Source organism: Cupriavidus sp. 05N40, from assembly GCF_056397305.1.
In genome coordinates this window covers 13,059-33,823 of record NZ_JBFTND010000060.1, presented here as the reverse complement: position 1 = coordinate 33,823, position 20,765 = coordinate 13,059, and the positions used below count along the sequence as shown (strand labels likewise).

General features: G+C 68.3%; 24 protein-coding genes and 1 pseudogene. 12 read left to right on the top strand and 13 right to left on the bottom strand.

Annotated elements, in window-relative coordinates:
* The 4 genes from AC1DO7_RS16210 to AC1DO7_RS16195 all read right to left on the bottom strand — a co-directional run.
* Positions 1-374: GTP-binding protein (locus tag AC1DO7_RS16210; RefSeq protein ID WP_477116321.1), on the bottom strand; the 374-nt coding region annotated here is incomplete at its 3' end.
* 294 nt (positions 375-668) lie between these two features.
* Entirely contained in the window at positions 669-1,355 is a 687-nt protein-coding gene (dksA, locus tag AC1DO7_RS16205; RefSeq protein ID WP_477116320.1) for an RNA polymerase-binding protein DksA, read from the bottom strand.
* Between the two features lie 304 nt (positions 1,356-1,659).
* The gene (locus AC1DO7_RS16200; RefSeq protein WP_441617437.1) at positions 1,660-2,739 is read right to left on the bottom strand and encodes a CobW family GTP-binding protein; all 1,080 of its coding nucleotides are present in this window, start codon (positions 2,737-2,739) and stop codon (positions 1,660-1,662) included.
* Positions 2,740-2,839: 100 nt separating this feature from the next.
* Complete coding sequence (locus tag AC1DO7_RS16195) at positions 2,840-3,361, bottom strand: Fur family transcriptional regulator (RefSeq protein WP_441617439.1); 522 nt, start codon at positions 3,359-3,361, stop codon at positions 2,840-2,842.
* Positions 3,362-3,598: 237 nt separating this feature from the next.
* On the opposite strand from AC1DO7_RS16195, the gene AC1DO7_RS16190 reads away from it, so the two are divergent.
* The 4 genes from AC1DO7_RS16190 (at position 3,599) to hslU (ending at position 7,983) form a co-directional block, all read left to right on the top strand.
* Positions 3,599-4,498, top strand: coding sequence for an alpha/beta fold hydrolase (locus tag AC1DO7_RS16190; protein ID WP_441617441.1), 900 nt, complete (start codon positions 3,599-3,601; stop codon positions 4,496-4,498).
* 309 nt (positions 4,499-4,807) lie between these two features.
* Positions 4,808-5,794 carry a tripartite tricarboxylate transporter substrate-binding protein gene (locus AC1DO7_RS16185; protein WP_441650207.1) on the top strand — a complete coding sequence of 329 codons (987 nt, stop codon included), beginning with the start codon at positions 4,808-4,810 and terminating at the stop codon, positions 5,792-5,794.
* A 259-nt stretch (positions 5,795-6,053) separates the two neighbouring features.
* Entirely contained in the window at positions 6,054-6,590 is a 537-nt protein-coding gene (hslV, locus tag AC1DO7_RS16180; RefSeq protein WP_441617445.1) for an ATP-dependent protease subunit HslV, read from the top strand.
* Between the two features lie 61 nt (positions 6,591-6,651).
* Complete coding sequence (gene hslU, locus AC1DO7_RS16175) at positions 6,652-7,983, top strand: ATP-dependent protease ATPase subunit HslU (protein WP_441617447.1); 1,332 nt, start codon at positions 6,652-6,654, stop codon at positions 7,981-7,983.
* A gap of 77 nt (positions 7,984-8,060) precedes the next feature.
* Here the strand turns inward: hslU and AC1DO7_RS16170 are convergent, their stop codons facing one another.
* A complete protein-coding gene (locus AC1DO7_RS16170) occupies positions 8,061-8,615 on the bottom strand; it encodes a YcnI family copper-binding membrane protein (RefSeq protein WP_477116319.1) in 555 nt (184 codons plus the stop codon).
* A gap of 258 nt (positions 8,616-8,873) precedes the next feature.
* Here AC1DO7_RS16170 and AC1DO7_RS16165 point away from each other — a divergent pair, with 258 nt between their 5' ends.
* The 3 genes from AC1DO7_RS16165 (at position 8,874) to AC1DO7_RS16155 (ending at position 10,369) form a co-directional block, all read left to right on the top strand.
* Positions 8,874-9,452, top strand: a complete 579-nt coding sequence (locus tag AC1DO7_RS16165) for a hypothetical protein (RefSeq protein ID WP_477116318.1) — start codon at positions 8,874-8,876, stop codon at positions 9,450-9,452.
* Positions 9,453-9,605: 153 nt separating this feature from the next.
* Complete coding sequence (locus AC1DO7_RS16160) at positions 9,606-9,809, top strand: CsbD family protein (protein ID WP_441617453.1); 204 nt, start codon at positions 9,606-9,608, stop codon at positions 9,807-9,809.
* Between the two features lie 263 nt (positions 9,810-10,072).
* A complete protein-coding gene (locus tag AC1DO7_RS16155; protein WP_477116317.1) occupies positions 10,073-10,369 on the top strand; it encodes a hypothetical protein in 297 nt (98 codons plus the stop codon).
* Between the two features lie 49 nt (positions 10,370-10,418).
* On the opposite strand, the gene AC1DO7_RS16150 is transcribed toward AC1DO7_RS16155, so the two are convergent.
* Positions 10,419-11,039 carry a response regulator transcription factor gene (locus AC1DO7_RS16150; RefSeq protein ID WP_441617457.1) on the bottom strand — a complete coding sequence of 207 codons (621 nt, stop codon included), beginning with the start codon at positions 11,037-11,039 and terminating at the stop codon, positions 10,419-10,421.
* Positions 11,036-12,418, bottom strand: a complete 1,383-nt coding sequence (locus AC1DO7_RS16145; RefSeq protein ID WP_477116316.1) for an ATP-binding protein — start codon at positions 12,416-12,418, stop codon at positions 11,036-11,038. The genes AC1DO7_RS16150 and AC1DO7_RS16145 overlap by 4 nt, the downstream gene beginning before the upstream one ends.
* Before the next feature lie 195 nt (positions 12,419-12,613).
* Here AC1DO7_RS16145 and AC1DO7_RS16140 point away from each other — a divergent pair, with 195 nt between their 5' ends.
* Positions 12,614-13,093 (top strand): copper chaperone PCu(A)C, encoded by a 480-nt coding sequence (locus AC1DO7_RS16140; RefSeq protein WP_441617461.1) that lies wholly within the window; start codon positions 12,614-12,616, stop codon positions 13,091-13,093.
* 33 nt (positions 13,094-13,126) lie between these two features.
* On the opposite strand, the gene AC1DO7_RS16135 is transcribed toward AC1DO7_RS16140, so the two are convergent.
* Positions 13,127-14,062, bottom strand: a complete 936-nt coding sequence (locus AC1DO7_RS16135; protein ID WP_441650132.1) for a LysR family transcriptional regulator — start codon at positions 14,060-14,062, stop codon at positions 13,127-13,129.
* An 18-nt stretch (positions 14,063-14,080) separates the two neighbouring features.
* On the opposite strand from AC1DO7_RS16135, the pseudogene AC1DO7_RS16130 reads away from it, so the two are divergent.
* Positions 14,081-14,670, top strand: a pseudogene (locus tag AC1DO7_RS16130) (DMT family transporter).
* On the opposite strand, the gene AC1DO7_RS16125 reads toward AC1DO7_RS16130, so the two are convergent.
* The 3 genes from AC1DO7_RS16125 to AC1DO7_RS16115 are packed head-to-tail and all read right to left on the bottom strand — an operon-like array spanning position 14,671 to position 15,707.
* Entirely contained in the window at positions 14,671-14,886 is a 216-nt protein-coding gene (locus AC1DO7_RS16125) for a cysteine-rich CWC family protein (RefSeq protein ID WP_441650131.1), read from the bottom strand.
* Positions 14,883-15,116 (bottom strand): zf-HC2 domain-containing protein, encoded by a 234-nt coding sequence (locus tag AC1DO7_RS16120; protein WP_441617469.1) that lies wholly within the window; start codon positions 15,114-15,116, stop codon positions 14,883-14,885. The genes AC1DO7_RS16125 and AC1DO7_RS16120 overlap by 4 nt, the downstream gene beginning before the upstream one ends.
* Before the next feature lie 15 nt (positions 15,117-15,131).
* Complete coding sequence (locus tag AC1DO7_RS16115) at positions 15,132-15,707, bottom strand: sigma-70 family RNA polymerase sigma factor (protein ID WP_441617471.1); 576 nt, start codon at positions 15,705-15,707, stop codon at positions 15,132-15,134.
* A gap of 271 nt (positions 15,708-15,978) precedes the next feature.
* On the opposite strand from AC1DO7_RS16115, the gene argB reads away from it, so the two are divergent.
* The 3 genes from argB (at position 15,979) to slmA (ending at position 18,621) form a co-directional block, all read left to right on the top strand.
* Positions 15,979-16,896: an acetylglutamate kinase gene (gene argB, locus AC1DO7_RS16110; protein ID WP_441617473.1), complete on the top strand. Its 918-nt coding sequence runs from the start codon at positions 15,979-15,981 to the stop codon at positions 16,894-16,896.
* A gap of 61 nt (positions 16,897-16,957) precedes the next feature.
* Positions 16,958-17,941: a pyrimidine 5'-nucleotidase gene (locus AC1DO7_RS16105; protein ID WP_441617475.1), complete on the top strand. Its 984-nt coding sequence runs from the start codon at positions 16,958-16,960 to the stop codon at positions 17,939-17,941.
* Positions 17,938-18,621 (top strand): nucleoid occlusion factor SlmA, encoded by a 684-nt coding sequence (gene slmA, locus AC1DO7_RS16100; protein ID WP_441617477.1) that lies wholly within the window; start codon positions 17,938-17,940, stop codon positions 18,619-18,621. The genes AC1DO7_RS16105 and slmA overlap by 4 nt, the downstream gene beginning before the upstream one ends.
* An 86-nt stretch (positions 18,622-18,707) precedes the next feature.
* Here the strand turns inward: slmA and AC1DO7_RS16095 are convergent, their stop codons facing one another.
* Entirely contained in the window at positions 18,708-19,259 is a 552-nt protein-coding gene (locus AC1DO7_RS16095) for a metal-dependent hydrolase (RefSeq protein ID WP_477116315.1), read from the bottom strand.
* A 16-nt stretch (positions 19,260-19,275) separates the two neighbouring features.
* Positions 19,276-20,715 (bottom strand): cell envelope integrity protein CreD, encoded by a 1,440-nt coding sequence (gene creD, locus AC1DO7_RS16090; protein WP_477116314.1) that lies wholly within the window; start codon positions 20,713-20,715, stop codon positions 19,276-19,278.
* Positions 20,716-20,765 lie beyond the last annotated feature (50 nt).

The following is a 20,765-nucleotide window of genomic DNA, read 5'->3' as shown; positions in this document are numbered from 1 at the left end:
ATGCTGTCCAGCGCCACGCCCTGCTCGTCCTCGAAGGTGAAGGTTTCGGCGACGGGCAGCGGTTCGGCCACGCCGGTGGATTCCACCAGCAGGTAGTCGAAGCGGCCTTCGCGCGCCAGCTTGCCGATCTCGGCGAGCAGGTCCTCGCGCAGCGTACAGCAGATGCAGCCGTTGGACAGCTCGATCAGGCGCTCGCCAGCCTGTGCCACCAGGCCGTCGCCGACCAGCCGGGCGTCGATGTTCACGTCCGCCAGGTCGTTGACGATCACCGCCACCCGCTTGCCTTCGCGGTTGGCGAGGATGTGGTTGAGCAGGGTGGTCTTGCCGGCACCGAGAAATCCGGACAGCACGGTGACGGGCAGGCGATCGGCCATGGCGGGAAGGCACGCCGGGAGAAGGCGCGCGTGTTATTGCAACAAAGTTGCGACTGTATCAGAAAGCGGGAGGTTCCGGGCCTTCCGGGCGCGTGGGGCGCACGAATCCTGCCGTCCCTAATGATAGGTCCGTGACTGTGACACCACAACGGCGTGTCGGGAAGCTGGCGCCCGCCCGGGCAACATGGAAGGCGGCGGGCCGCAAGCAGGGCCCCAATCGGCGCCCCAATCGGCGTCCCAAGCAAAACGGCCCGGAAAACCGGGCCGTCTGGGAGCGCGGGGGGCGGGGCCGGCTCAGTCGCCGAACAGCTTCTGGCGCAGTTCCCTGCGCTGCTGGGCTTCCAGCGAGAGCGTGGCGGTGGGGCGCGCCAGCAGGCGCGGCACGCCGATCGGCTCGCCGGTTTCCTCGCACCAGCCATAGTCGCCGGACTCGATGCGGGCCAGTGATTGCTCGACCTTCTTGAGCAGCTTGCGCTCGCGGTCGCGCGTGCGCAGTTCGAGCGCGTGTTCTTCCTCGATGGTGGCGCGGTCAGCCGGATCCGGGACGATCACCGTTTCACGCAGGTGCTCGGTGGTCTGATCGGCGTTCTTCAGGATATCGTCGCGCAGCTGCTCAAGGCGATTCTTGAAAAAGGCGAGTTGCGCCTCGTTCATGTAATCCTTGTCGCCCATCTTCAGGATTTCAGCTTCAGTCAGAAGTTTATTGCTGCTCATGGTTGCTGCTGATTCTCTTGTTGATGCGACCGGCGGCGTCTTGGTCCGCTCGGGTGCAGTGTCCTGCCGCTTGCGCGGCTCGGACGTTTCGCTCTGGCTGGCTGCAGTCTTGCTGCTTTGCGTGCCTCCCTTGGCCTCGCCCGCACCGGCGTGCACCGTGCTGCCGCGGGGAGCAGGCGCAGCCTTGGTGGGCCGCGCCTTSAGCGTCTCSGCCGCAGCGSTACCKKTYTTGCTGCGGCTTTCTTTCGTTTTCGTTGCGGCTACCATGGGACACCTCTCTTTCTCGCGTCGGTCGATGTCGGCGCGGGAGGGGTGCCCCGGGCGGAAGGCGGTCCCCGCACGAAGCACTGCGACCGCACCTGCCGGCAGCCCGCCTCATGCTGACGACGACCGCCGCCCTGCATTGCGCGGATGCCGCAACCGAGGCTGCGTAACCCGCACTAAATCCAGACTATTGTACTTGAACAAAAATTTTGGAGATATGGGGGAAAAGCGGGGGAGTTTTCCCTGAGTTCCCACCCCCCTCGCCGGAGGGGGATGGCAGGGCAGGCCTTGGGCGCCCGCCGCGGGGTCAGGCCAGGCAGGTAGCCAGGCCCTTCAGGATGGCGTCCTTGGGCAGGTCCACGCCGATGAACACCATCTTGGTGCCGGGGGTTTCGTCGCCCCATTTGGCGCCGATATCGCTGCCCATGAGCTGGTGCACGCCCTGGAACACCACCTTGCGGTCGACCGCGTCCATGTACAGCACGCCCTTGTAGCGCAACAGGTGCTCGCCGTAGACCGACAGGATGCCGGACAGGAACTCCTCCAGCTTGCCATAGTTGAACGGCTTGTCGCTGCGGAAGACGAAGGAGCCGATGCGGTCGGTGTGATGGTGATGGTGGTGGTGGTCGTGCTGGTGACCGTGGCCATGATCGTGGCCGCAATCGTCCGCGCACTGGTCGCCGTGGGCGTGGTCGTGCCCATGGTCGTGCTCGTGCTCTTCCTCCTCGGCGCGCAGGAAATCGGGGTCGATCTCCAGCTTTTCGTTCAGGTTGAAGCCGCGCAGGTCGAAGATCGTGTCGATCGGCGCCTCGCCGAAATGCGCCGTGCGCACCGGCGCGCGCGGGTTCATGTGCAGCAGGCGGTGGCGCAGATCGGCCATGTCGGCTTCCGGCACTAGGTCCGCCTTGGTGATGAAGATGGCATCGGCAAAGCCCACCTGGCGCTGCGCTTCTTCCTGCTTGTCGAGCTGCAGGTGGGCGTGCTTGGCGTCTACCAGGGTGATCACGGCGTCCAGCAGGTAGCGCTGGGCGATCTCGTCGTCCATGAAGAAGGTCTGGGCCACCGGGCCGGGGTTGGCCACGCCGGTGGTCTCGATCACCACGCGGTCGAAATCGATCTCGCCGGCGTCGCGCCGGGTCACAAGCTGCGACAGCGCGGCCACCAGGTCGCCGCGGATGGTGCAGCAGATGCAGCCGTTGCTCATCTGCACGATCTGTTCGCGGCCATCCTGCACGAGGATTTCGTTGTCGATGTTTTCTTCGCCGAACTCGTTCTCGATCACGGCGATCTTCATGCCGTGCTGCTCGCTCAGGATGCGCTTGAGCAGGGTGGTCTTGCCGCTGCCGAGGAAGCCGGTCAGGATGGTGACCGGGATCAGTTTTGACATTGTTTTCTCCGGGAAGGGAATTCCGCCTGGCCTGGCGTGCGCGGGGCCGGTGTTGTTTGGGGTGATGCCGGGGGCATGTGCGGGCAAGCGGTGCGCAAGCTCATCCGGTGCGCCCGGGTGTGCGCGCGCCGCATTCGGCGCAGACGCCGTTGACGGTGAGCTCCACGTGCTCGACGGCGAATCCGCTCGGCACGCTGGGCGCCGACTGGGCCGGCACGCCGGCGCCATCCAGGCAGAAAGTGCGGTCGCAGCGGTTGCAGTGAAAGTGGCTGTGCTGCCGGTGCACCTGGGCGCGCGCGGCCTCGTGCTCGACCAGGCTGAAGCGGAATACGCGGTCGTGGCCGGCGCGCTTTTGCGCCAGGCCCTGCTCGACCAGCCAGTCCAGCACCCGGTAGACGGTGACGCGGTCGACCGCCTCGCCGTCGGCCGGCATGCGGTCGATCACTGCCTGGTGGGTGAGCGCTTCGTCGCTTTCCATCAGGCAGGCCAGGATGCCCAGGCGCGGCTGGGTGACGCGGGCGCCCAGTTCGCGCAGGCGCTCGTGGGCGGCTTCCAGGGTGGCCGCCGCCGGCGCCATGCTTGCGGCAGGCGTGGCCAGGTTGGGGATGGGGCTGCTGCTCATGGGCCGATTTAACCATAGCCCCCGTACTGATGCAATTCAGTTGCGTCAACTGCGCTTCGGCACAGGCCGCTTCCGGTGGCTGGCCGGTCTCGCGCCGGGCTTGCCCCGGCAGCGTCCCGGGAGCGGCTATCATCGGCAGCAGCAGGCCGCGCCGCGCATCCCGGGAGGGCTTCGCGCCCGGCGGCCCGCCGCATTGCCGCGCATGAATTGACGCAGATCCGCCAGGAGACTCCGAAGATGCAGAACGATGCCAGTGCCCTGCTGTTCCCCAATTTCGAGCCGTTCCGCATGCAGGTCGGCGAGGTGACCATCGCCGGCGTGCAGGGCGGCTCGGGCCCGCCCTTGCTGCTGTTGCACGGCCATCCGCAAAGCCACCTGATCTGGCACAAGGTGGCGCCAGCGCTGGCCGACCGCTTCACCGTCATCGCCACCGACCTGCGCGGCTACGGCGCCAGCGACGCGCCCCCGGGCAGCACCGGCCACGAGAACTACAGCAAGCGCACCATGGCGCAGGACCAGGTGGACCTGATGGCCCGCCTGGGCTTCGGCAGCTTCGCGCTGTGCGCGCACGACCGCGGCGCGCGCGTGGCGCACCGCCTGTGCATGGATCATCCGGGCGCCGTCACGCGCGCCATGCTGCTCGACATTGCGCCCACGCTGGCGATGTACGAGCGCACCAGCATGGCCTTTGCCGCAGCCTACTGGCACTGGTTCTTCCTGATCCAGCCGGCGCCGTTTCCCGAAACGCTGATCAATGCCGAGCCCGAGTTCTATCTCAAGAAGCTGATGGGCCTGCGCCAGGCCGGCCCCAGTCCCTTCGTCCCCGATGCAATGGCTGCCTACATTGCCGCCATGCGCGATCCGGCCCATGTGCACGCCATGTGCGAGGACTATCGCGCCGCGGCCACGGTCGACCTGGATCACGACCGCGCCGACCGGTCCGACGGCCGCCGCGTGGCAGGCCCGCTGCGCGTGCTGTGGGGCGAGCACGGCGTGGTGGCGCGCTGCTTCGAGCCGCTCTCGCTCTGGCAGGAGGTCGCCGCCGACGTCAGCGGCGGCGAGGTGCCGTGCGGTCACTACATTCCGGAGGAAGCGCCGGAGATCCTCCTGCGTGAGATGCTGGACTTCTTCTGCTGAAGGGAGGTTGCCGCGTAAATGCAGAAGCGGTGAAGAGAGAAGCGGTGAAGTTAAGATGTGATGAAAATGTATTCCCGGGTTTTTCCGGATATTTGACACTTTTCGACATTGATAGCATTGCGCTCCGGTTGCGCGGCGGTTGCCGCGGGCCGCATACGCTGTGCCTTGCGCCATGGTCGGCGCCGCCGTTCCGGACGGGGTCGGCGGCACAGGATCGGCGGCACAGGAGCGGCGGCGCCCGACAGGGCGCGCGCCGGTCCGGCCGGGACAGCGTGGAATGGGAATGAGCCGGGTATCCAGGAGAAAAGCATGAAACGAGTTGCACAGTTTGTAGCGGCCGCGCTGGCGGTTGGCGTGATGGGCGTAAATGCGGGCGCGCAGGCGCAGGAATTCCCGGGCAACAAGCCAGTGTCTGCCGTGGTGCCGTTCGCGGCGGGCGGTCCGACCGACAAGGTCGCGCGCGAGCTGGTCATGATCATGTCCAAGCACCTGGGCACCACGATGGTGATCGAGAACCTCGGCGGCGCCGGCGGCACCATCGGTGCCAAGAAGGTGGCGCAGTCCAAGAACGACGGCTACACCATCCTGATCCACCATATCGGCATGTCGACGGCGCCGGCGCTGTACCGCAACCTCGGTTTCGATCCCCTCAAGGATTTCGAAATGGTGGGCGAGATCGCTGACGTGCCGATGGTGATGGTCGGCAACAAGACCCTGCCGCCGAGCAACTTCAAGGACCTGCTGCCGTACATCAAGGCCAATTCGGCCAAGCTGTCGCTGGCCAACGCCGGCATCGGCTCGGCCTCGCACCTGTGCGGCCTGCTGTTCCAGAGCGCGATCCAGACCGAGCTGACCACGGTGCCCTACAAGGGCACGGCGCCGGCGCTGACCGACATCCTGGGTGGCCAGGTCAACCTGATGTGCGACCAGACCACCAATATCGCCGGCCAGCTCAAGGCAGGCGCGCTCAAGCCCTACGCCGCCATGCAGAGCCGCCGCGTGGAAGCCTTCAAGGACATCCCGACCGCGGCCGAGCAAGGCCTGCCGGGCGTGGAAGTGAAGATCTGGCACGCCATGTACGCGCCCAAGGGCACGCCCAAGCCGGTGGTGGACAAGCTGTCCGCCGCGCTGCAGAAGGCCGTGACCGACCCGACCTTCCGCGCCAAGATGGCCGAACTGGGTGCGGAAGCCGTGCCTGCCCCGCGCGCCACGCCGGATTCGCTGAAGACGCTCCTGACGGCCGAAATCAACAAGTGGACCCCGGTCATCAAGAAGGCCGGTGTCTATGCCGACTGATCTCGCGGCGCGATCCGGCGAGACCAGGCGCTGAATCCAGCGCCGGATGATGAAAAGGCCACGCGTGAGCGTGGCCTTTTTGCTTGCCGCTTCGCGCGGCCATCCGCCCGCCGCTTGGCGGCACCGCGGGTGTCTCGTCTATATTGGTCTGGTGCCCGTGCCCGGCAGGCGGCCCGGGTGGCACGGCCCGCACGGCGGCTCTTGAATTCGTGGGCACCCGTCGCCAAGTAGCCTCCAGGCATATTCACGCGAAGGCATCATGGAACAGTATCACGGCACTACCATCGTCAGCGTCCGGCGCGGCAACCAGGTTGCGCTGGGCGGTGACGGCCAGGTCACTCTGGGCAATATCGTGATGAAGGGCACCGCCCGCAAGGTGCGCCGCATCTACAACGGCAAGGTCCTGGTCGGCTTCGCCGGCAGCACCGCCGATGCGTTCTCGCTGCTCGACCGCTTCGAGGCCAAGCTGGAGAAATACCAGGGCAACCTGACCCGCGCCGCCGTCGATCTCGCCAAGGACTGGCGCTCGGACCGCGCGCTGCGCCGGCTCGAGGCCATGCTGATCACCGCCGACCGCGACACCACGCTGGTCATCACCGGCAACGGCGACGTGCTCGACCCCGAGGGCGGCATCGCCGCGATCGGCTCGGGCGGCGCCTATGCCCAGTCGGCCGCCAAGGCGCTGGTGGAGAACACCGAACTGGCCCCCAGGGATATCGTTGAAAAGTCGCTGGGCATCGCCGGCGAGCTCTGCATCTACACCAATACCAATTTCGTCATCGAGACGCTGGAATAAGCGTCGGCCGGCCGCGCTGCCCGCAGGCGCGCGCCGGTCCGTCCCTTCTTGAACGGATACCATGTCGCATACCATGACCCCGTCGGAAATCGTTTCCGAACTCGACAAGCACATCATCGGCCAGGACAAGGCCAAGAAGGCGGTGGCGGTCGCGCTGCGAAACCGCTGGCGCCGCCAGCAGGTGGAAGAGCCCCTGCGCCAGGAAATCACCCCGAAGAACATCCTCATGATCGGGCCGACCGGCGTGGGCAAGACCGAGATCGCGCGCCGCCTGGCCAAGCTGGCCGACGCGCCCTTCATCAAGATCGAGGCGACCAAGTTCACCGAGGTGGGCTATGTCGGCCGCGACGTCGACACCATCGTGCGCGATCTCGCCGAGATGGCAGTCAAGCAGGCGCGCGAATCCGAAATGAAGAAGGTGCGCACCAAGGCAGAGGAATCCGCCGAGGACCGCCTGCTCGACGTGCTGCTGCCGCCGCCGCGCGACATCGGCTTCAACCAGCCCGAGGAAAAGGATTCCAACACCCGCCAGGTGTTCCGCAAGAAGCTGCGCGAAGGCCAGCTCGACGACAAGGAAATCGAGCTCGAGGTTTCCGCCGGCGCCCCCAGCATGGACATCATGGGTCCTCCGGGCATGGAAGACATGACCGAGCAGATCCGCACGATGTTCGCCGGGCTCGGCCAGGGCAAGAAAGCGCGCCGCAAGATGAAGGTGCACGAAGCGTTCAAGCTGCTGATCGACGAGGAAGCGTCCAAGCTGCTCAACGACGAAGAGGTCAAGCACAAGGCGGTGGCCAACGTCGAGCAGAACGGCATCGTGTTCCTGGACGAGATCGACAAGATCGCCAGCCGCAGCGAAGTCGGCGGCGGCGAGGTCTCGCGGCAGGGCGTGCAGCGCGACCTGCTGCCGCTGGTCGAAGGCACGACGGTCAACACCAAGTACGGCATGATCAAGACCGATCACATCCTGTTCATTGCCTCCGGCGCCTTCCACCTCTCCAAGCCCAGCGACCTGATCCCGGAACTGCAGGGCCGCTTCCCGATCCGCGTCGAGCTGGAATCGCTGTCGGTATCCGATTTCGAAGCCATCCTGACGCAGACCGACGCCAGCCTGACCAAGCAATACCAGGCGCTGCTCGCCACCGAGCAGGTCCAGCTGGTGTTCGCGCCGGACGGCATCCGCCGCCTCGCGGAGATCGCCTTCTCGGTCAACGAAAAGGTCGAGAACATCGGTGCGCGCCGCCTCTACACGGTGATGGAGCGGCTGCTGGAAGATCTGTCCTTCCACGCCACCAGGTCGTCCGGCGAGACGGTCACCATCAACGCGGCCTACGTGGACGAGCGCCTCGGCGACCTGGCCGGCAACGAAGACCTGTCGCGCTACGTGCTGTAAGCCATGGTTCCGGCCATCGAGGCCGGCGATCGCCCCGCGCGGGACCTGTGTCCGCGCGGGGCGATCTGCATTCGGGCCTAGTGCGCGTGCCCGGCATGCCCGGACGCGGCGGGGGCCACGACCTCGAGTTCCGCCGCCGGCGTCTTCAGCTCATGCAGGCTCTGCCCCTCGGCCGGCACCTGCGTCCACGCCGCGCTCCCGTCCTCGCATTCMTGCAGCACCGGGAAATACAGCTTGCCCGCCTGCTCGGGCAGCTTCATCAGCATCACGAACTCATCGAAATGCGCGTCGGCCAGCGAGCCGCCGAACCAGCGCACCGTGCGCACGTCCTCGGTCACGGTCTTGCCGTGGGAGCTGCGGGGCCTGGCCAGCGCGGCGCGCTTGATCTCTAGCTGCCAGCCTGCCTTGGGCTGCGGGTGCGCGCCCTGCACGCTCTCGGGAATGGTCACCGTGATGGCCCTTGTCGCGCTGCCGTTGCAGCCATGGCCCACCATCAGCGCGCCCTTGAAATAGCTGCCGGCGGCAGCGCTCTTCTGCTCGAACACGATATGGGCGAAGGCGGGGGAGGCCGCGCTCGCGGCGAGCGCGGCAAGCACGACGGCAGCTGCGGGCAACAGGCGGGATGCGGTCATCTGGTTCTCCTTGGAAGCGCAACAGTCTAGCGCCAATGGTACGCCCCGCCCCTGCGGCGCCGGGACGCAGGGCCCCGCGAGGCAGGTTGCACCATGTGTGGGAATTGTCTGACGAGGCTTTCGGAGCCGCACGCCTGCTTGCGGGCGGTGCCGCTGCGTAATCTTGTTCATACGGTGTGGGCAAGAGCGGACCGCCGGCGGCCAGAGCCAGCGGCAGGACGCCATCCACGATATCCCGCCACTGAAAAGGAGCATGACATGATGAWGAAATGGCTGATTGCAGTAGCGTGTTCGATGATGGTTGCAGCCCCGGCTGGCTACGCGCTGGCACAGGGTGCGCCGGGATCGAAGGCTGACTACGACGCCGCCGTGAAGACGGCAAATGCCAACTACAAGGCCGCGCGGGCCCAGTGCGACAGCCTCAGGGACAACGCCAAGGACGTGTGCGTGAAGGAAGCCAAGCGCGACCAGGACGTTGCCAAGGCCAACGCCGAAGCCACGCGCGACGGCACCGCCAAGGCGCGCGCCAAGGCCGAGAAGACCAAGGCCGACAGCGACTACGACGTCGCCAAGGAAAAGTGCGACGACCAGAAGGGCAACAACAAGGACGTATGCGTGAAGGAAGCCAAGGCCGCGCACGAGCAGGCCCTGGGCGTGGCCAAGGTCGACAAGGCCGCCGCCACCGGCACCAGCACCGACGTGGCCGAAGCGCGCCGCGATGCCAAGAAGGACACCGTGGACGCCTCCTACAAGGCCGACAAGGAAAAGTGCGATGCCATGTCGGGCGATGCCAAGGACAGGTGCCAGGCCAACGTGAAGACCAAGTACGCCAAGTAAGCGTGAATCAAGCGTGAAAGGTGACCGGCCCGCGCCCGCGGGCCGGTCACGCGGATCGGGCCTGTCCGGAGCGATCCGCGACGATGCGCAAGGTACGCGTATCCACTGCATATCCACTGCATCCACGACCACATCCACGACCAAGGAGCACACATGAACTGGGATCAGATCGAAGGCAAGTGGGACCAGGCCAAGGGCAAGATCAAGGAAAAGTGGGGCGAGCTCACCGACGACGACCTCACGCGGATCCACGGCAAGCGTGACCAGCTTGCCGGCCGCATCCAGGAACGGTACGGATATACCAAGGAACGTGTCGAGGAAGAAATGAAGGCATGGGAGCGTGACACGCGCTGGTAAGGACGGTAAGCATTGGTAAGCGCACTGGCACGCACTGCCATGTGATGCCAAAGTGGCGGCCGGCTCGATCGAACGATCGCAGCCGGCCGGTTGCCGCCCCCGCCGCACTCCCGCCCGGATATCCGCCGGCGGGCTTTCCCACGATGCGTGTGGCGATGCGGGCAGCGTCCATGGCCTCTGCGCCGGCCCGCCCAAGGGCCGCATGCCACTGCTGCAGGCCGGTCTTCATCAACCAGAGAAATCCACCAGGCAGGAGGACCGAAATGAAACGCGAGCTACTGTCCTACTTCGCAGTGCTGGGCGGCATCGCTGCCGCGACCCTGTTCCTGTGCGCACGTCCCGATGCCGCGCCGGCCCCCCGCGCGGCGGCRCAGCCCGCGGCGCTGCGGCACGCCGTCATGGCACGCGCCGAGGCAACGCCGCCGGCCGCCGAACTGGCGGTGCAGGCCGGGGACCTCGGCTCGCGCGCCGACCGCCATGCCAGCGACGCGCTGCGCCTGGCGCAGCAGCCGGCGCGGGACGAAGACCTCGAGTGGGATTACGTGCAGCTGCGCCTGTGAGCGCAGCGGGCGCACCGCCAGGGATTCCCGGCGGCGCGCCCGCGCCACGCTAGCGCGAGACGGGCCGCTTGCCCAGCTTGCGCTGCAAGGTGCGCCGGTGCATGTTGAGCGCGCGCGCGGTGGCCGAGATATTGCCGTCGTGCTCGGCCAGCACGCGCTGGATATGCTCCCACTCCAGGCGCGCCACCGATAGCGGCACGGGCTCTTCCATKGCGGCTTCGGCCGCGTCCTCCGATACCCCCGCCATCAGCGCGGTCAGGATCGAATCCACATTGGCCGGCTTGGCCAGGTACTCGTCGGCGCCATGCTTGACCGCCGCCACCGCGGTGGCGATGCTGGCGTAGCCCGTCAGCACCAGGATCCGCGCATCGGGCAGCGCAGCCCGCAGCGGGCCGACCAGGTGCAGGCCCGATTCCGCCGGCGCGGTGCTGCCGGCCTCGGGCGGCGCGCTCAGGTGCAGGTCCAGGGTGATGTAGGCGAACGGCGTCTGCGCGGCCAGCGCCAGCGCCTGCTCGCGGTTGTGCGCGATCTGCACCGCATAGCCGCGGCGGGTCAGCGCGCGCGCCAGCGCGCCGGCGAACACGGCATCGTCGTCGACGACCAGGAAGGGCGCGGCATTGCCGGGACCGGTCGGCTCGGCGGCGGCGGAATCGTGGGAAGCGTCGGTCATGGCTGGGTCGTTGTCATGGGTGAGGCAATCGGAGGGACATCCTGCGGCGCGGCGGCCGGCTCGGGCAAGTGCAGCTCGGCTACGGTGCCGCCCTGGTGATGGTCGTGCCAGGCCAGCCAGCCGCCCATCTGCAGCGCTGCGCTCTGCGCCAGGTAGGCGCCGATGCCCTGGCCGCCGTGCATGCTGGTCATCGGTGCTTCGCCCAGCCGCGCGCGCTGCGCGGGCGGGATGCCGAGGCCACGGTCGGTGACGCGGAAGGTCAGCGTGGGCTGCTCGCCCTCGTCTTCCAGCGCAATGGCCAGCCGCAGCGGCACCTGCTCGTGGCCGGCGGCCAGCTGGCTGCGCGCGGCGTTGTCCAGCAGGATGGTCAGGATCTGGCCGACGCGGGCGGCTTCCACCGGCTGCGCGGCAGCCTCGCCGACGACGCTGGCCTCCAGGCGCGCGTGCGGGTGGCGCAGCTGCCAGCGCTCCACGAAGCCGTCCAGCCATGCGTCCACGCGCTGGGGCGCGGCGGTCTCGTGGTCGTCGCGCAGGCGCGCCAGGATCGACTTGCACAGCTCGAGCTGCTGCTCCATGGTCTGCAGGTCGGGCAGGTAGGCGCCGATCCGGGTGACGCCGAGCCGGGCGTCCGCGGCATCGGCGCGCAGCTCGCCCGCGATCACGGCCAGCGTGGCCAGCGGCGTGYCGATCTCGTGGGCCACCGCCGCGGCCTGGTCGTTGAGCGCCTCGATGCGCGCGTCGCGCAGCAACTGCTCGCGCGCAAGGTTCAGCTCGGCATCGCGCTGGCGCAGCACGTTGGACAGGCGCGCCACGAACACCGCGATCATGGTCGCGCTGACCACGAAATTGAGCCACATTCCGGCCAGGTGATAGTTGATGGCGTTGTCCGGGTTGTACAGGTTCAGCGGCACGTACTCGACCAGCATCAGGCTGTAACAGGCCATCGCGTAGAAGGCCAGCACCACCACGTGGCGCCACGGCAGGATGGCCGCGGCGATGGCCAGTCCGGGCAGGTAGAAGGAGACGAAGGGGTTGGTCGCGCCACCGGTGAAGAACAGCGCGGCCGACAGCGCGGTCAGGTCGACCAGCAACTGCCCCATCAGCTCGGCGTCGCCGGGCCGCGCGCCGCGCCCGCGCTGCTGGCGCAGGCGCAGGCCGGTCAGCAGGTTGAACAGCGTCTGCAGCGTGAGGATGGCCAGCAGCGGGCTGTAGGGCAGGATCACGCCTGCCACCGCCTCGCACGACACCAGCAGCAGGGCCTGGCCGCCCAGCAGGGCCCAGCGCAGCCAGAACAGGCGGCGCAGGCTCACCAGGTTGTGGCGCAGGGGGCCGGGTCGGGGAGTGGCCGGGCCGGTCGGCACGGCGGCAGTGGATTCCATGCCGCGAGTTTAACAACGACGCAGGGCCGGCCTGCGCTGTGCGACACCTTGCCGCATTGGCCCGCTGCGGGCCCGCTGCCAGACTGCCCGGTTACGTGCCGCCATCGTCGCCATCGCCATCGCCATCGCCATCGCCGCGGGCATGGTCTAATGATCCGTTTGCAGTCCAATACCCGTTCAGTGGAGATGATTCCCATGCAAGCCAGATTCCTCGCGGCCGTGCCCGCCGCCCTGCTCGCCGCGCTGTGCTCGGGCGCGGCCTTCGCGCAGGTCGATGTCAGCAACGCCTGGGCGCGCGGCACGGTGCCCGCGCAAACCGCCACCGGCGTTTTCATGACCTTGCATGCGCACGAGCCGGCCAAGCTGGTCGGCGTGAGCACGCCGGCCGCGGCCACCGCCGAAGTCCATGAGATGAAGATGGACGGCAATGTGATGCGCATGCGCGCGGTGGGGGCGCTGGACCTGCCCCGCATGCAGGACGTGGAACTCAAGCCGGGTGGCTACCACGTGATGCTGATGGGCCTCAAGGCGCCGCTGAAGAAGGGCGATACCGTGCCGCTGACGCTCAAGATCGAGCAGGGCGGCAAGGTCATCGAGCAGAAGGTCGACGCCGAAGTGCGCGACCTGGCTGCAGGCGCCCCCGCCGCCGGTGCGCACGCCGAGCACAAGCACTGAGGCCTGGCGCCCGGGGGGCCGGGCGCCGCGGCGTCAGCGCCGCAGGCTGATGGCGTCGCCAGGCTCATCGCCGGCCGCGACCGCCGTCACCCGCTCGCGCAGCCAGGTATGGCCGGGATCGGCCTCGGTGCGGTCATGCCAGATCAGGGTAAAGGCAAAGCCCGGGAGCGCGAAGGGCGGTTCGAACACCGCGAAGCGCGCATCTTCCTCGAAGGCGGCCAGGCTGCGGCGCGCCGTGGTCAGGACCAGGTTGGTGCCGGCAATCAGCGCCGGCGCCACGCTCCAGTGAGGCAGCACGCAAGCGATCTTGCGCCGCCCGCCGATCTTGGCCACGGCGGCGTCGATGGCGTCCACGCGCTCGCTGTGGGTTGCCACCAGCACATGCGAGCGGGCCAGGTAAGCCACCTGGTCCAGCTTGCCCGGGCCGCGCACCGTCGCCGCATCCACCATGCAGGCATAAGACTCATCGAACAGCGCCGCGCCGCGCACGCCTTCGGGCAGTTGCTCGAACACGCCCAGCGCCAGGTCGATCTCGCCGTCCGCCACCTTGGCCACCATGCTTTCGCGGCTGGCCTGGGTGACGACCAGGTCGATGCCGGGCGCGGCCTTGCGCACCGCGCGCAGCAGCCCGGGCAGCAGCGCCATCGCACCGTAGTCGGACATTGCCAGGCGGAAGCTGCGGCGCGCCGTGGCCGGCTGGAAACCCGACGGCCCCAGCAGGATGCGCACCTGCGCCAGCGCCTCGGCCAGCGGCCCGGCCAGTTCGTGGGCGCGCGCGCTGGGCACCAGTCCGCCCTGGCCGCGCACCAGCAGCGGATCGTCCAGCAACTGGCGCAGGCGGCCCAGCGCATGGCTGACGGCCGGCTGGCTCAGGTGCAGCCGCAGGGCGGCGCGGGAAATATGTCGTTCGGCCAGCAGGGCTTCCAGCACCACCAGCAGGTTCAGGTCGATTGCACGTAGATCATTCATGGGGCGAATATTAACCGTATGAATCGAGAATTGGAAATTCGCCGTGCAATATTTCACACTGAGACATCGAATCGAAGCCGAGGGAGAGATGCGATGTCCAGTCTCAATGCCGTGCCGCCGCTAGCCGCCGGCCTGTTTCCTGTCCTGGTGGCCGTGGCCGCCGGGGCGGTCATCCCGTTCCAGGCCGGCGCCAATGCGATGCTGGGCCGCAGCCTCGGACATCCGCTGTGGGCGACCGTGGCCTCGCTGCTGGTCAGCCTGGCGGTGGTGCTGCCGGTGCTGCCTTGCTCAAGGCGCCCTTGCCGGCGCTGGCGCCCGCCGCGCGCGGCCCGGCCTGGATGTGGGCCGGCGGCGTGGCGGGGGTGTTCTATATCACGGCGGCGCTGATCCTGGCGCCGCGCCTGGGCGCGGGGGGCTTTCTCGCCGCCGTGGTGGCGGGGCAGATGGTGGCGGCGCTGGTGATGGACCAGTTCGGGGTGGCCGGCTTCGCCGTGCGCGCGCTCACACCGGGGCGGGCCGCCGGCGCGCTGCTGGTGGTGCTGGGGATGGCGCTGATGCAGTATGCGGGCAGCCCGGCCGCCGACCGCGTGACGCAGCCGGCCGGCTGATCAGCCGGCGTCGGCGGCTTTGCGGCGCCGGGCCAGGCAATCCGGGCACAGGCAATGGTGGCCGGGCACGATGCGCCGTGCCGGCAGCAGTGGCTCGCTGGCGCACCAGCACTGCGGCAGGCCGGCCGCGTAGCCGCACACGAAGCTCGCACCGCAGGCGCTGCAGTGCTCGACCGGGCGCAACTGGCCGGTGAGCACGGTGGCGGGGTCGCTCATGGCCGGGAGCCCGGCTCGTCGGGCTCGTCCTCGCGGCCCAGCCGGCTCATGGCGGTGCGCATCAGGCGCATCTGCGCCGAAAAATTGGTGCAGGCGTCGCAAATGGCAAGGTGAGCCCGCATGCGCACGCGCTCGATCCAGCTCAGCGGGCGGTCCATGCCTTCCATCGTCAGGCGGTGGATTTCGCGGCAGTTCGGCAGCAGGGGATCGCGGGGTGGCGTATCTGGCATCTCAGTCTCGGTCGGTCAGGCCTTGTGCCCGAACCAGTTCAGCTCCAGGCATTCGCGCAGGCGCATGCGGGCACGGTAGAGCATGACCCAGGCATTGGTCGTGGTGATGCCCAGTTCCTGACAGATTTCCTCGGTTTCCAGCTCCAGCCATTCCCGCATCATGAAGATGCGGCCGATTTTGGCCGGCAGCTTGTCGACGCACAGCTGCAGGATCTCGAAGAACTCGCGCCGCTCCAGTGTGCGGTCCGGGTTGCCCCAGTCGGAGGGCGGCGTGTGATAGTGGCCATTCTTGGTGAACAGGGCGTCCATGGCGTCGACGTCCGACTGCGCTTCGCCATCGTCGTCGCCGCCAAGCGCCAGGCGCACCTCGCGCCGGCCGCTGCGCAGGGTGTCGATGATCTTGTGCTTGAGGATGCCGATCAGGTAGGTCTTGAGCGCCGACTGGCCGGAAAAGCGCTCGGGGTGCTCGAGCGCGGCCACCAGGGTGTCGGACACGGTATCCTCGGCCAGTGCCTCGTCGCGCAGCTGCAGGCGCGCGAAGCGCAGCAGGTGGGGACGCAGGGCATTGAGTTCGTCCGGGTGCAGGCTCATGGTTGTCTTGCCGCTGTTCTTGTGTGGCGTGGTGCTCGCGCGGCCGTCGGACTGTTGCGCAGAGGGAACGCCATGGTGCACCGCAGGACGCATGCACCGGCCTTGCACCCCCGCAGTGCCCCCGTTGGTTCGCGTGCGCCCCGGTTTCTTGTAAAATCGGCGCCTGCCGCGGCCGGAGGTGGCTTGTTCGGGGCAAAAAGCCCGGAAACACTTGCCTGCCGCAGGTCAGAATCGCCATGATACCTGTTGAATCTCACGGATGTCCCTTGCCATGAACGCCGACACCCCTGGGCCTGCCGCAACCGCGGTGGCCGCCATTGCCCCAGCCCTCAAGGCCGAAATCCTCGCCGAGGCGCTGCCCTATATCCGTAAGTTTCACGGCAAGACCATCGTGGTCAAGTACGGCGGCAACGCCATGACCGAGGAAAAGCTCAAGCACGGCTTCGCGCGCGACGTGATCCTGCTCAAGCTGGTCGGCATGAACCCCGTGGTGGTCCACGGCGGTGGCCCGCAGATCGACGAGGCCCTGAAGAAGGTCGGCAAGGTCGGCACATTCATCCAGGGCATGCGCGTCACCGACGAAGAGACCATGGAAGTGGTCGAATGGGTGCTGGGCGGCGAAGTCCAGCAGGACATCGTCATGCTGATCAACCAGTACGGCGGCCAGGCCGTGGGCCTGACCGGCAAGGACGGCGGCCTGATCCGCGCCAAGCGCCTGAAGATGCCGGACCGCGAGAACCCGGGTGCCTTCATCGACATCGGCTACGTGGGCGATATCGAGGCCATCAACCCGGCCGTGGTCAAGGCGCTGCAGGACGACGCCTTCATCCCGGTGATCTCGCCGATCGGTTTCTCCGACGACGGCCAGGCCTACAACATCAACGCCGACGTGGTGGCTGGCAAGATGGCCGAGATCCTCAAGGCCGAGAAGCTGGTCATGATGACCAACATCCCGGGCGTGATGGACAAGGCCGGCAACCTGCTGACCGACCTGTCGGCGCGCGAGATCGAGGAACTGTTCGCGGACGGCACCATCTCCGGCGGCATGCTGCCGAAGATCTCGTCGGCGTTGGACGCGGCCAAGAGCGGCGTCAATTCGGTGCACATCGTCGACGGCCGCATCGAACACTCGCTGCTGCTCGAAATCCTGACCGAACAGGCGTTCGGCACCATGATCCGCTCGCACTAGAGCGGCGTCCCCAGGCAGCGCGCGCCGCGCGCTGCCAACCCGGTCTCTCTCTCCTTCCCGCGTGCCAACACCAACACCGCCCCCGCGCCGAAGCCTGCGCGGTGCGCGCCGACGCCGCCCCGCGGGCGACAATTCCGGCCGCACCGTCTGGTTGTTCGACCTCGACAACACGCTGCACGACGCCTCGCACGCGATCTTTCCCGCCATCAACCAGTTAATGACGGCGTACGTGGCGCGCGTGATCGGCTGCGACGAGGCCACCGCCAGCGAGGTGCGCGTAAAGTACTGGCAGCGCTACGGTGCCACGCTGCTCGGCATGATCCGCCACCATGGCGTGGACCCGGCCGACTTCCTGCGCGCCGCGCACGACTTCCCGGAACTGGCGCAGATGGTGCGCGTGCGGCGCGGCCTGGTCGCGCACCTGCGCCGGCTGCCCGGGCGCAAGATCCTGGTGACCAATGCACCTGCCGAATACGCGCGCGCGGTGATGCGCGTGGCCGGCATCCGGCACTGCTTCGAGCGCGTGGTCGCGGTCGAGGACATGTGGGTGCACGGCCACCTGCGGCCCAAGCCGGACCGCCGCATGCTGCGCCGGCTGCTGGCCCAGGAGGGCGTGGCGCCGCACCGCGCGGTGCTGGTGGAAGACACGCTGTCCCATCTCAAGCGCTACGCCGGCACGGGCATCCGCACCGCATGGGTGACGGGCTACCTGCGCACGCTGGCGCCGTCGCGCCCCCATGATGTGCCGCTGCCGGCGGGCGCCGCGGTGGCGGGCGCGAGCGGCGATGCCGTGCTGCGCAGCACGCTGGATGCCGAGGACCGCCGGCACGCCGGCCATGCCGCGCAGGAGCGCAGCGTGACGCTGGTGGCGGCCGAGACGCAGGACCCGCCGGCCGCCTCCGTGGCGGGCACGAGCGCGCCGCAGGCGCAGCCGGCTTCGCTGCCGCGCGTGCGCGCGCGCATCGTAAATCGTCCCGGCTATGTGAACGTAAAAGTACAATCCATGCATCAACTCAAACAAAGAATGCGGGGAATCGGGTCATGATGCAGAGCAACGGGCGCCCGTCGGGCGCCGCTTCGAGCGCCGCTCCGGGCGCCTCCGCAGTCGCCGGCGGGCCAGGCGCGGGCGCCGACGGGGCGCCGGCACGCAAGCGCCCGCGTCCGGGCGAGCGGCGGGTGCAGATCCTGCAGACACTGGCCGGCATGCTGGAAGTGCCGCGCGGCGAGAAGATCACCACCGCGGCGCTGGCCGCCAAGCTTAGCGTCTCCGAGGCGGCGCTGTACCGCCACTTCGCCAGCAAGGCGCAGATGTTCGAAGGCCTGATCGGCTTTATCGAGCAGACCGTGTTCGGCCTGATCAACCAGATCACCACGCAGGAAGAGCACGGCCTGCGCCAGGCGCACGCCATCGTGCGCATGCTGCTTTCCTTCGCCGAGAAGAATCCCGGCATGACGCGCGTGCTGACCGGCGAGGCCCTGGTTGGCGAGCACGATCGCCTGCAGGAACGCATCAACCAGGTGGTCGACCGCATCGAAGCCTCGCTGCGGCAGTGCCTGAAGGTCGCCATCAGCCAGGGCGCTTTCCCGGCGGACGCCGACGTATCGGTGCGCGCCGCGCTGATCATGGCCGCCGTGCAGGGCCACTGGCACCGCTACGCCAAGAGCGGCTTCCGCAAGCTGCCGAGCGAGAACGCCGAAGCGCAGCTGCGCGTGCTGCTGGGCTGAGCCGCCTGCGGCTTCCCGTTTTTCCCGCCGCATCTTCCTGCATCTTCCTGCATCTTCAGGCACCTGGGCACCTGGATGCCCCGCACTCATTCCACGAGTGCGGGCGCGCCATGCCGCGCGCGCCCGGCCCGCTCCAGCCAGCGCCGCAGGCTGGCGCCGAGCGTACCGGCGGCGAGCAGCGGCAGGCCGATCCACAGGCATTCGAGCCAGAAGCGCGCAGCGCCGAACAGACCCGGCGGCGACAGCGGCAGCGGCCGCCAGRGCAGAGTCACGCGCTGGCTCGTGAGCGGGAAGAACAGCGCGGCGCCGATGCCGCGGTCCATGAGCAGGTCCAGCATGGGGTGCGACACGGCGCTTGCCGCCACGAACAGGAATGAGATTCCGCGCCGCCAGCCGCAGCGCCGCGCCGCCAGCGCGGCCAGCAGGCCGAGCGCCAGCGCGAAACCGATCGAGTGCGTCAGGCCGCGGTGGCCGAACACCGTGTCGTAGCGCACGCCGGCATACCAGACGTTGAGCATGTCCAGGTCCGGCAGCACGCTCGCGGCGACGCCCGCGAGCAGCAGGCCGGCCGGCACGCGGCGCGTGCCGAGGCCGGCCGCCAGGGCCAGCGGCGGGGCGCAATGCAGATAGGTGGGCATGGCATGGTCTCCTTGCTCAGGCTTGCCCGGCGGGTGCTTCGGCGGGGGCCTCGGGCTTGTCGCGCAACGGCTGCCAGGCCGCGCCGGCCGCGTACCAGTCGATGCGGCGGGTCAGCACCATGATGGCCGCCAGGATCACGAACAGCAGCAGCGAACCGAGCATCAGCGCATTGTCCTCCGACAGCAGCAGCCCGTAGAGCGCGCCGTACARCACGGTCAGGAGCACCGCGAACGCCAGCCCGCGCCGCCAGCTCTGCAGCACGAAGGACAGGTAGAAACCGAGCAGCCCGATGCAGGCGGTGCTGGCGGCCAGGTAGGCCAGCGCGAAGGCGATATGCTCGGACAGGCTCAGCAGCAGCAGGAAGAACACCGCCAGCGCCAGGCCCACCAGCAGGTACTGGATCGGATGGATGCGCAGGCGCTTGACCAGCTCGAACATGAAGAAGCCGGCAAAGGTCAGCAGCACGAACAGCGAGCCGTACTTTACCGCGCGCTCGACTTGCAGGTAGACGTTGACCGGCTCGATCAGCGTCACCGAGACCGTCTCCAGCATGCCGTCGCCGGAGCCGGCGAGCTGGTTGCGCACGCGCGTGTTGTACGCGGTCACGCTCCAGTTGCTGCGAAAGCCCCCGGCGTCCACGCTGCGCGTGCGCGGCAGGAAGGTGCCGTCGAAGCTCGGGTGCGGCCACGCCGACGCCAGCGAGATATCGTTCTGGTCGGCCACCGGCGCGAAGGCCAGCGACTGCGCGCCCAGCAGCGGCAGCGTCAGCGAGAACGGGACCACGCGCCGCGTGCCGGTCGCGCCGGTTGCGCCGTCGAGGCTGGAGGCGGTCCTGGCCGCGATCTCCGGCGCAGGCTTGGGCGCGGGCAGGTCGATATCGGCGTGCAGGCCCTGCGGCAGGTTCTTCAGCCCCGCGCCTTGTTCGAGCTTGAGGCGCTTGCCGTCGAGCTCGAGCGTGGGCGTCGCCATCAGCCCGCGGGTGTCGCCGAGGCCGATCGCCACGAACGGCTGTCCCGGCTCGAAGCTCACATGCCCCGCCGAGCGCGGCAGCTCGCCGGCATCGGGCAGGGCGATGGTGCCTTGCCAGCGGCTCTGCAGCTCGTACACCAGCACCTTGTGGATGCCGCGGTAGCGCTCGTTCGGCGTGATGTCGCCGCTCACGCGCAGCGTGGCGGGGAACACCAGCATCTGCTTTTCCTCCGCCTGCAGCACGGTGGCATTGGGCTGCTTGGGGTCGCTACGGTCCGCCACGCGCGTGACTTCCTTGTACGGCAGCACCAGCACCGGGCCGGTCAGGGTTTGCGGGCCGGCGTAGCTCTGCCAGACGCYGCGCACCGCCTGGTCGCGGTATTGCCTGCGGTCCTGCACGGTGTTGTCGACCAGGTGCAGGGGAATCAGGATCAGCAGCACCAGCAGGGCGGTGATGGCGGACTTGAAGAACAGGATGCGGTTCATGGCGGCAAGCGCGAGAGTCAGGATGACGCCAAGCTTAGGACCGCCGTGTG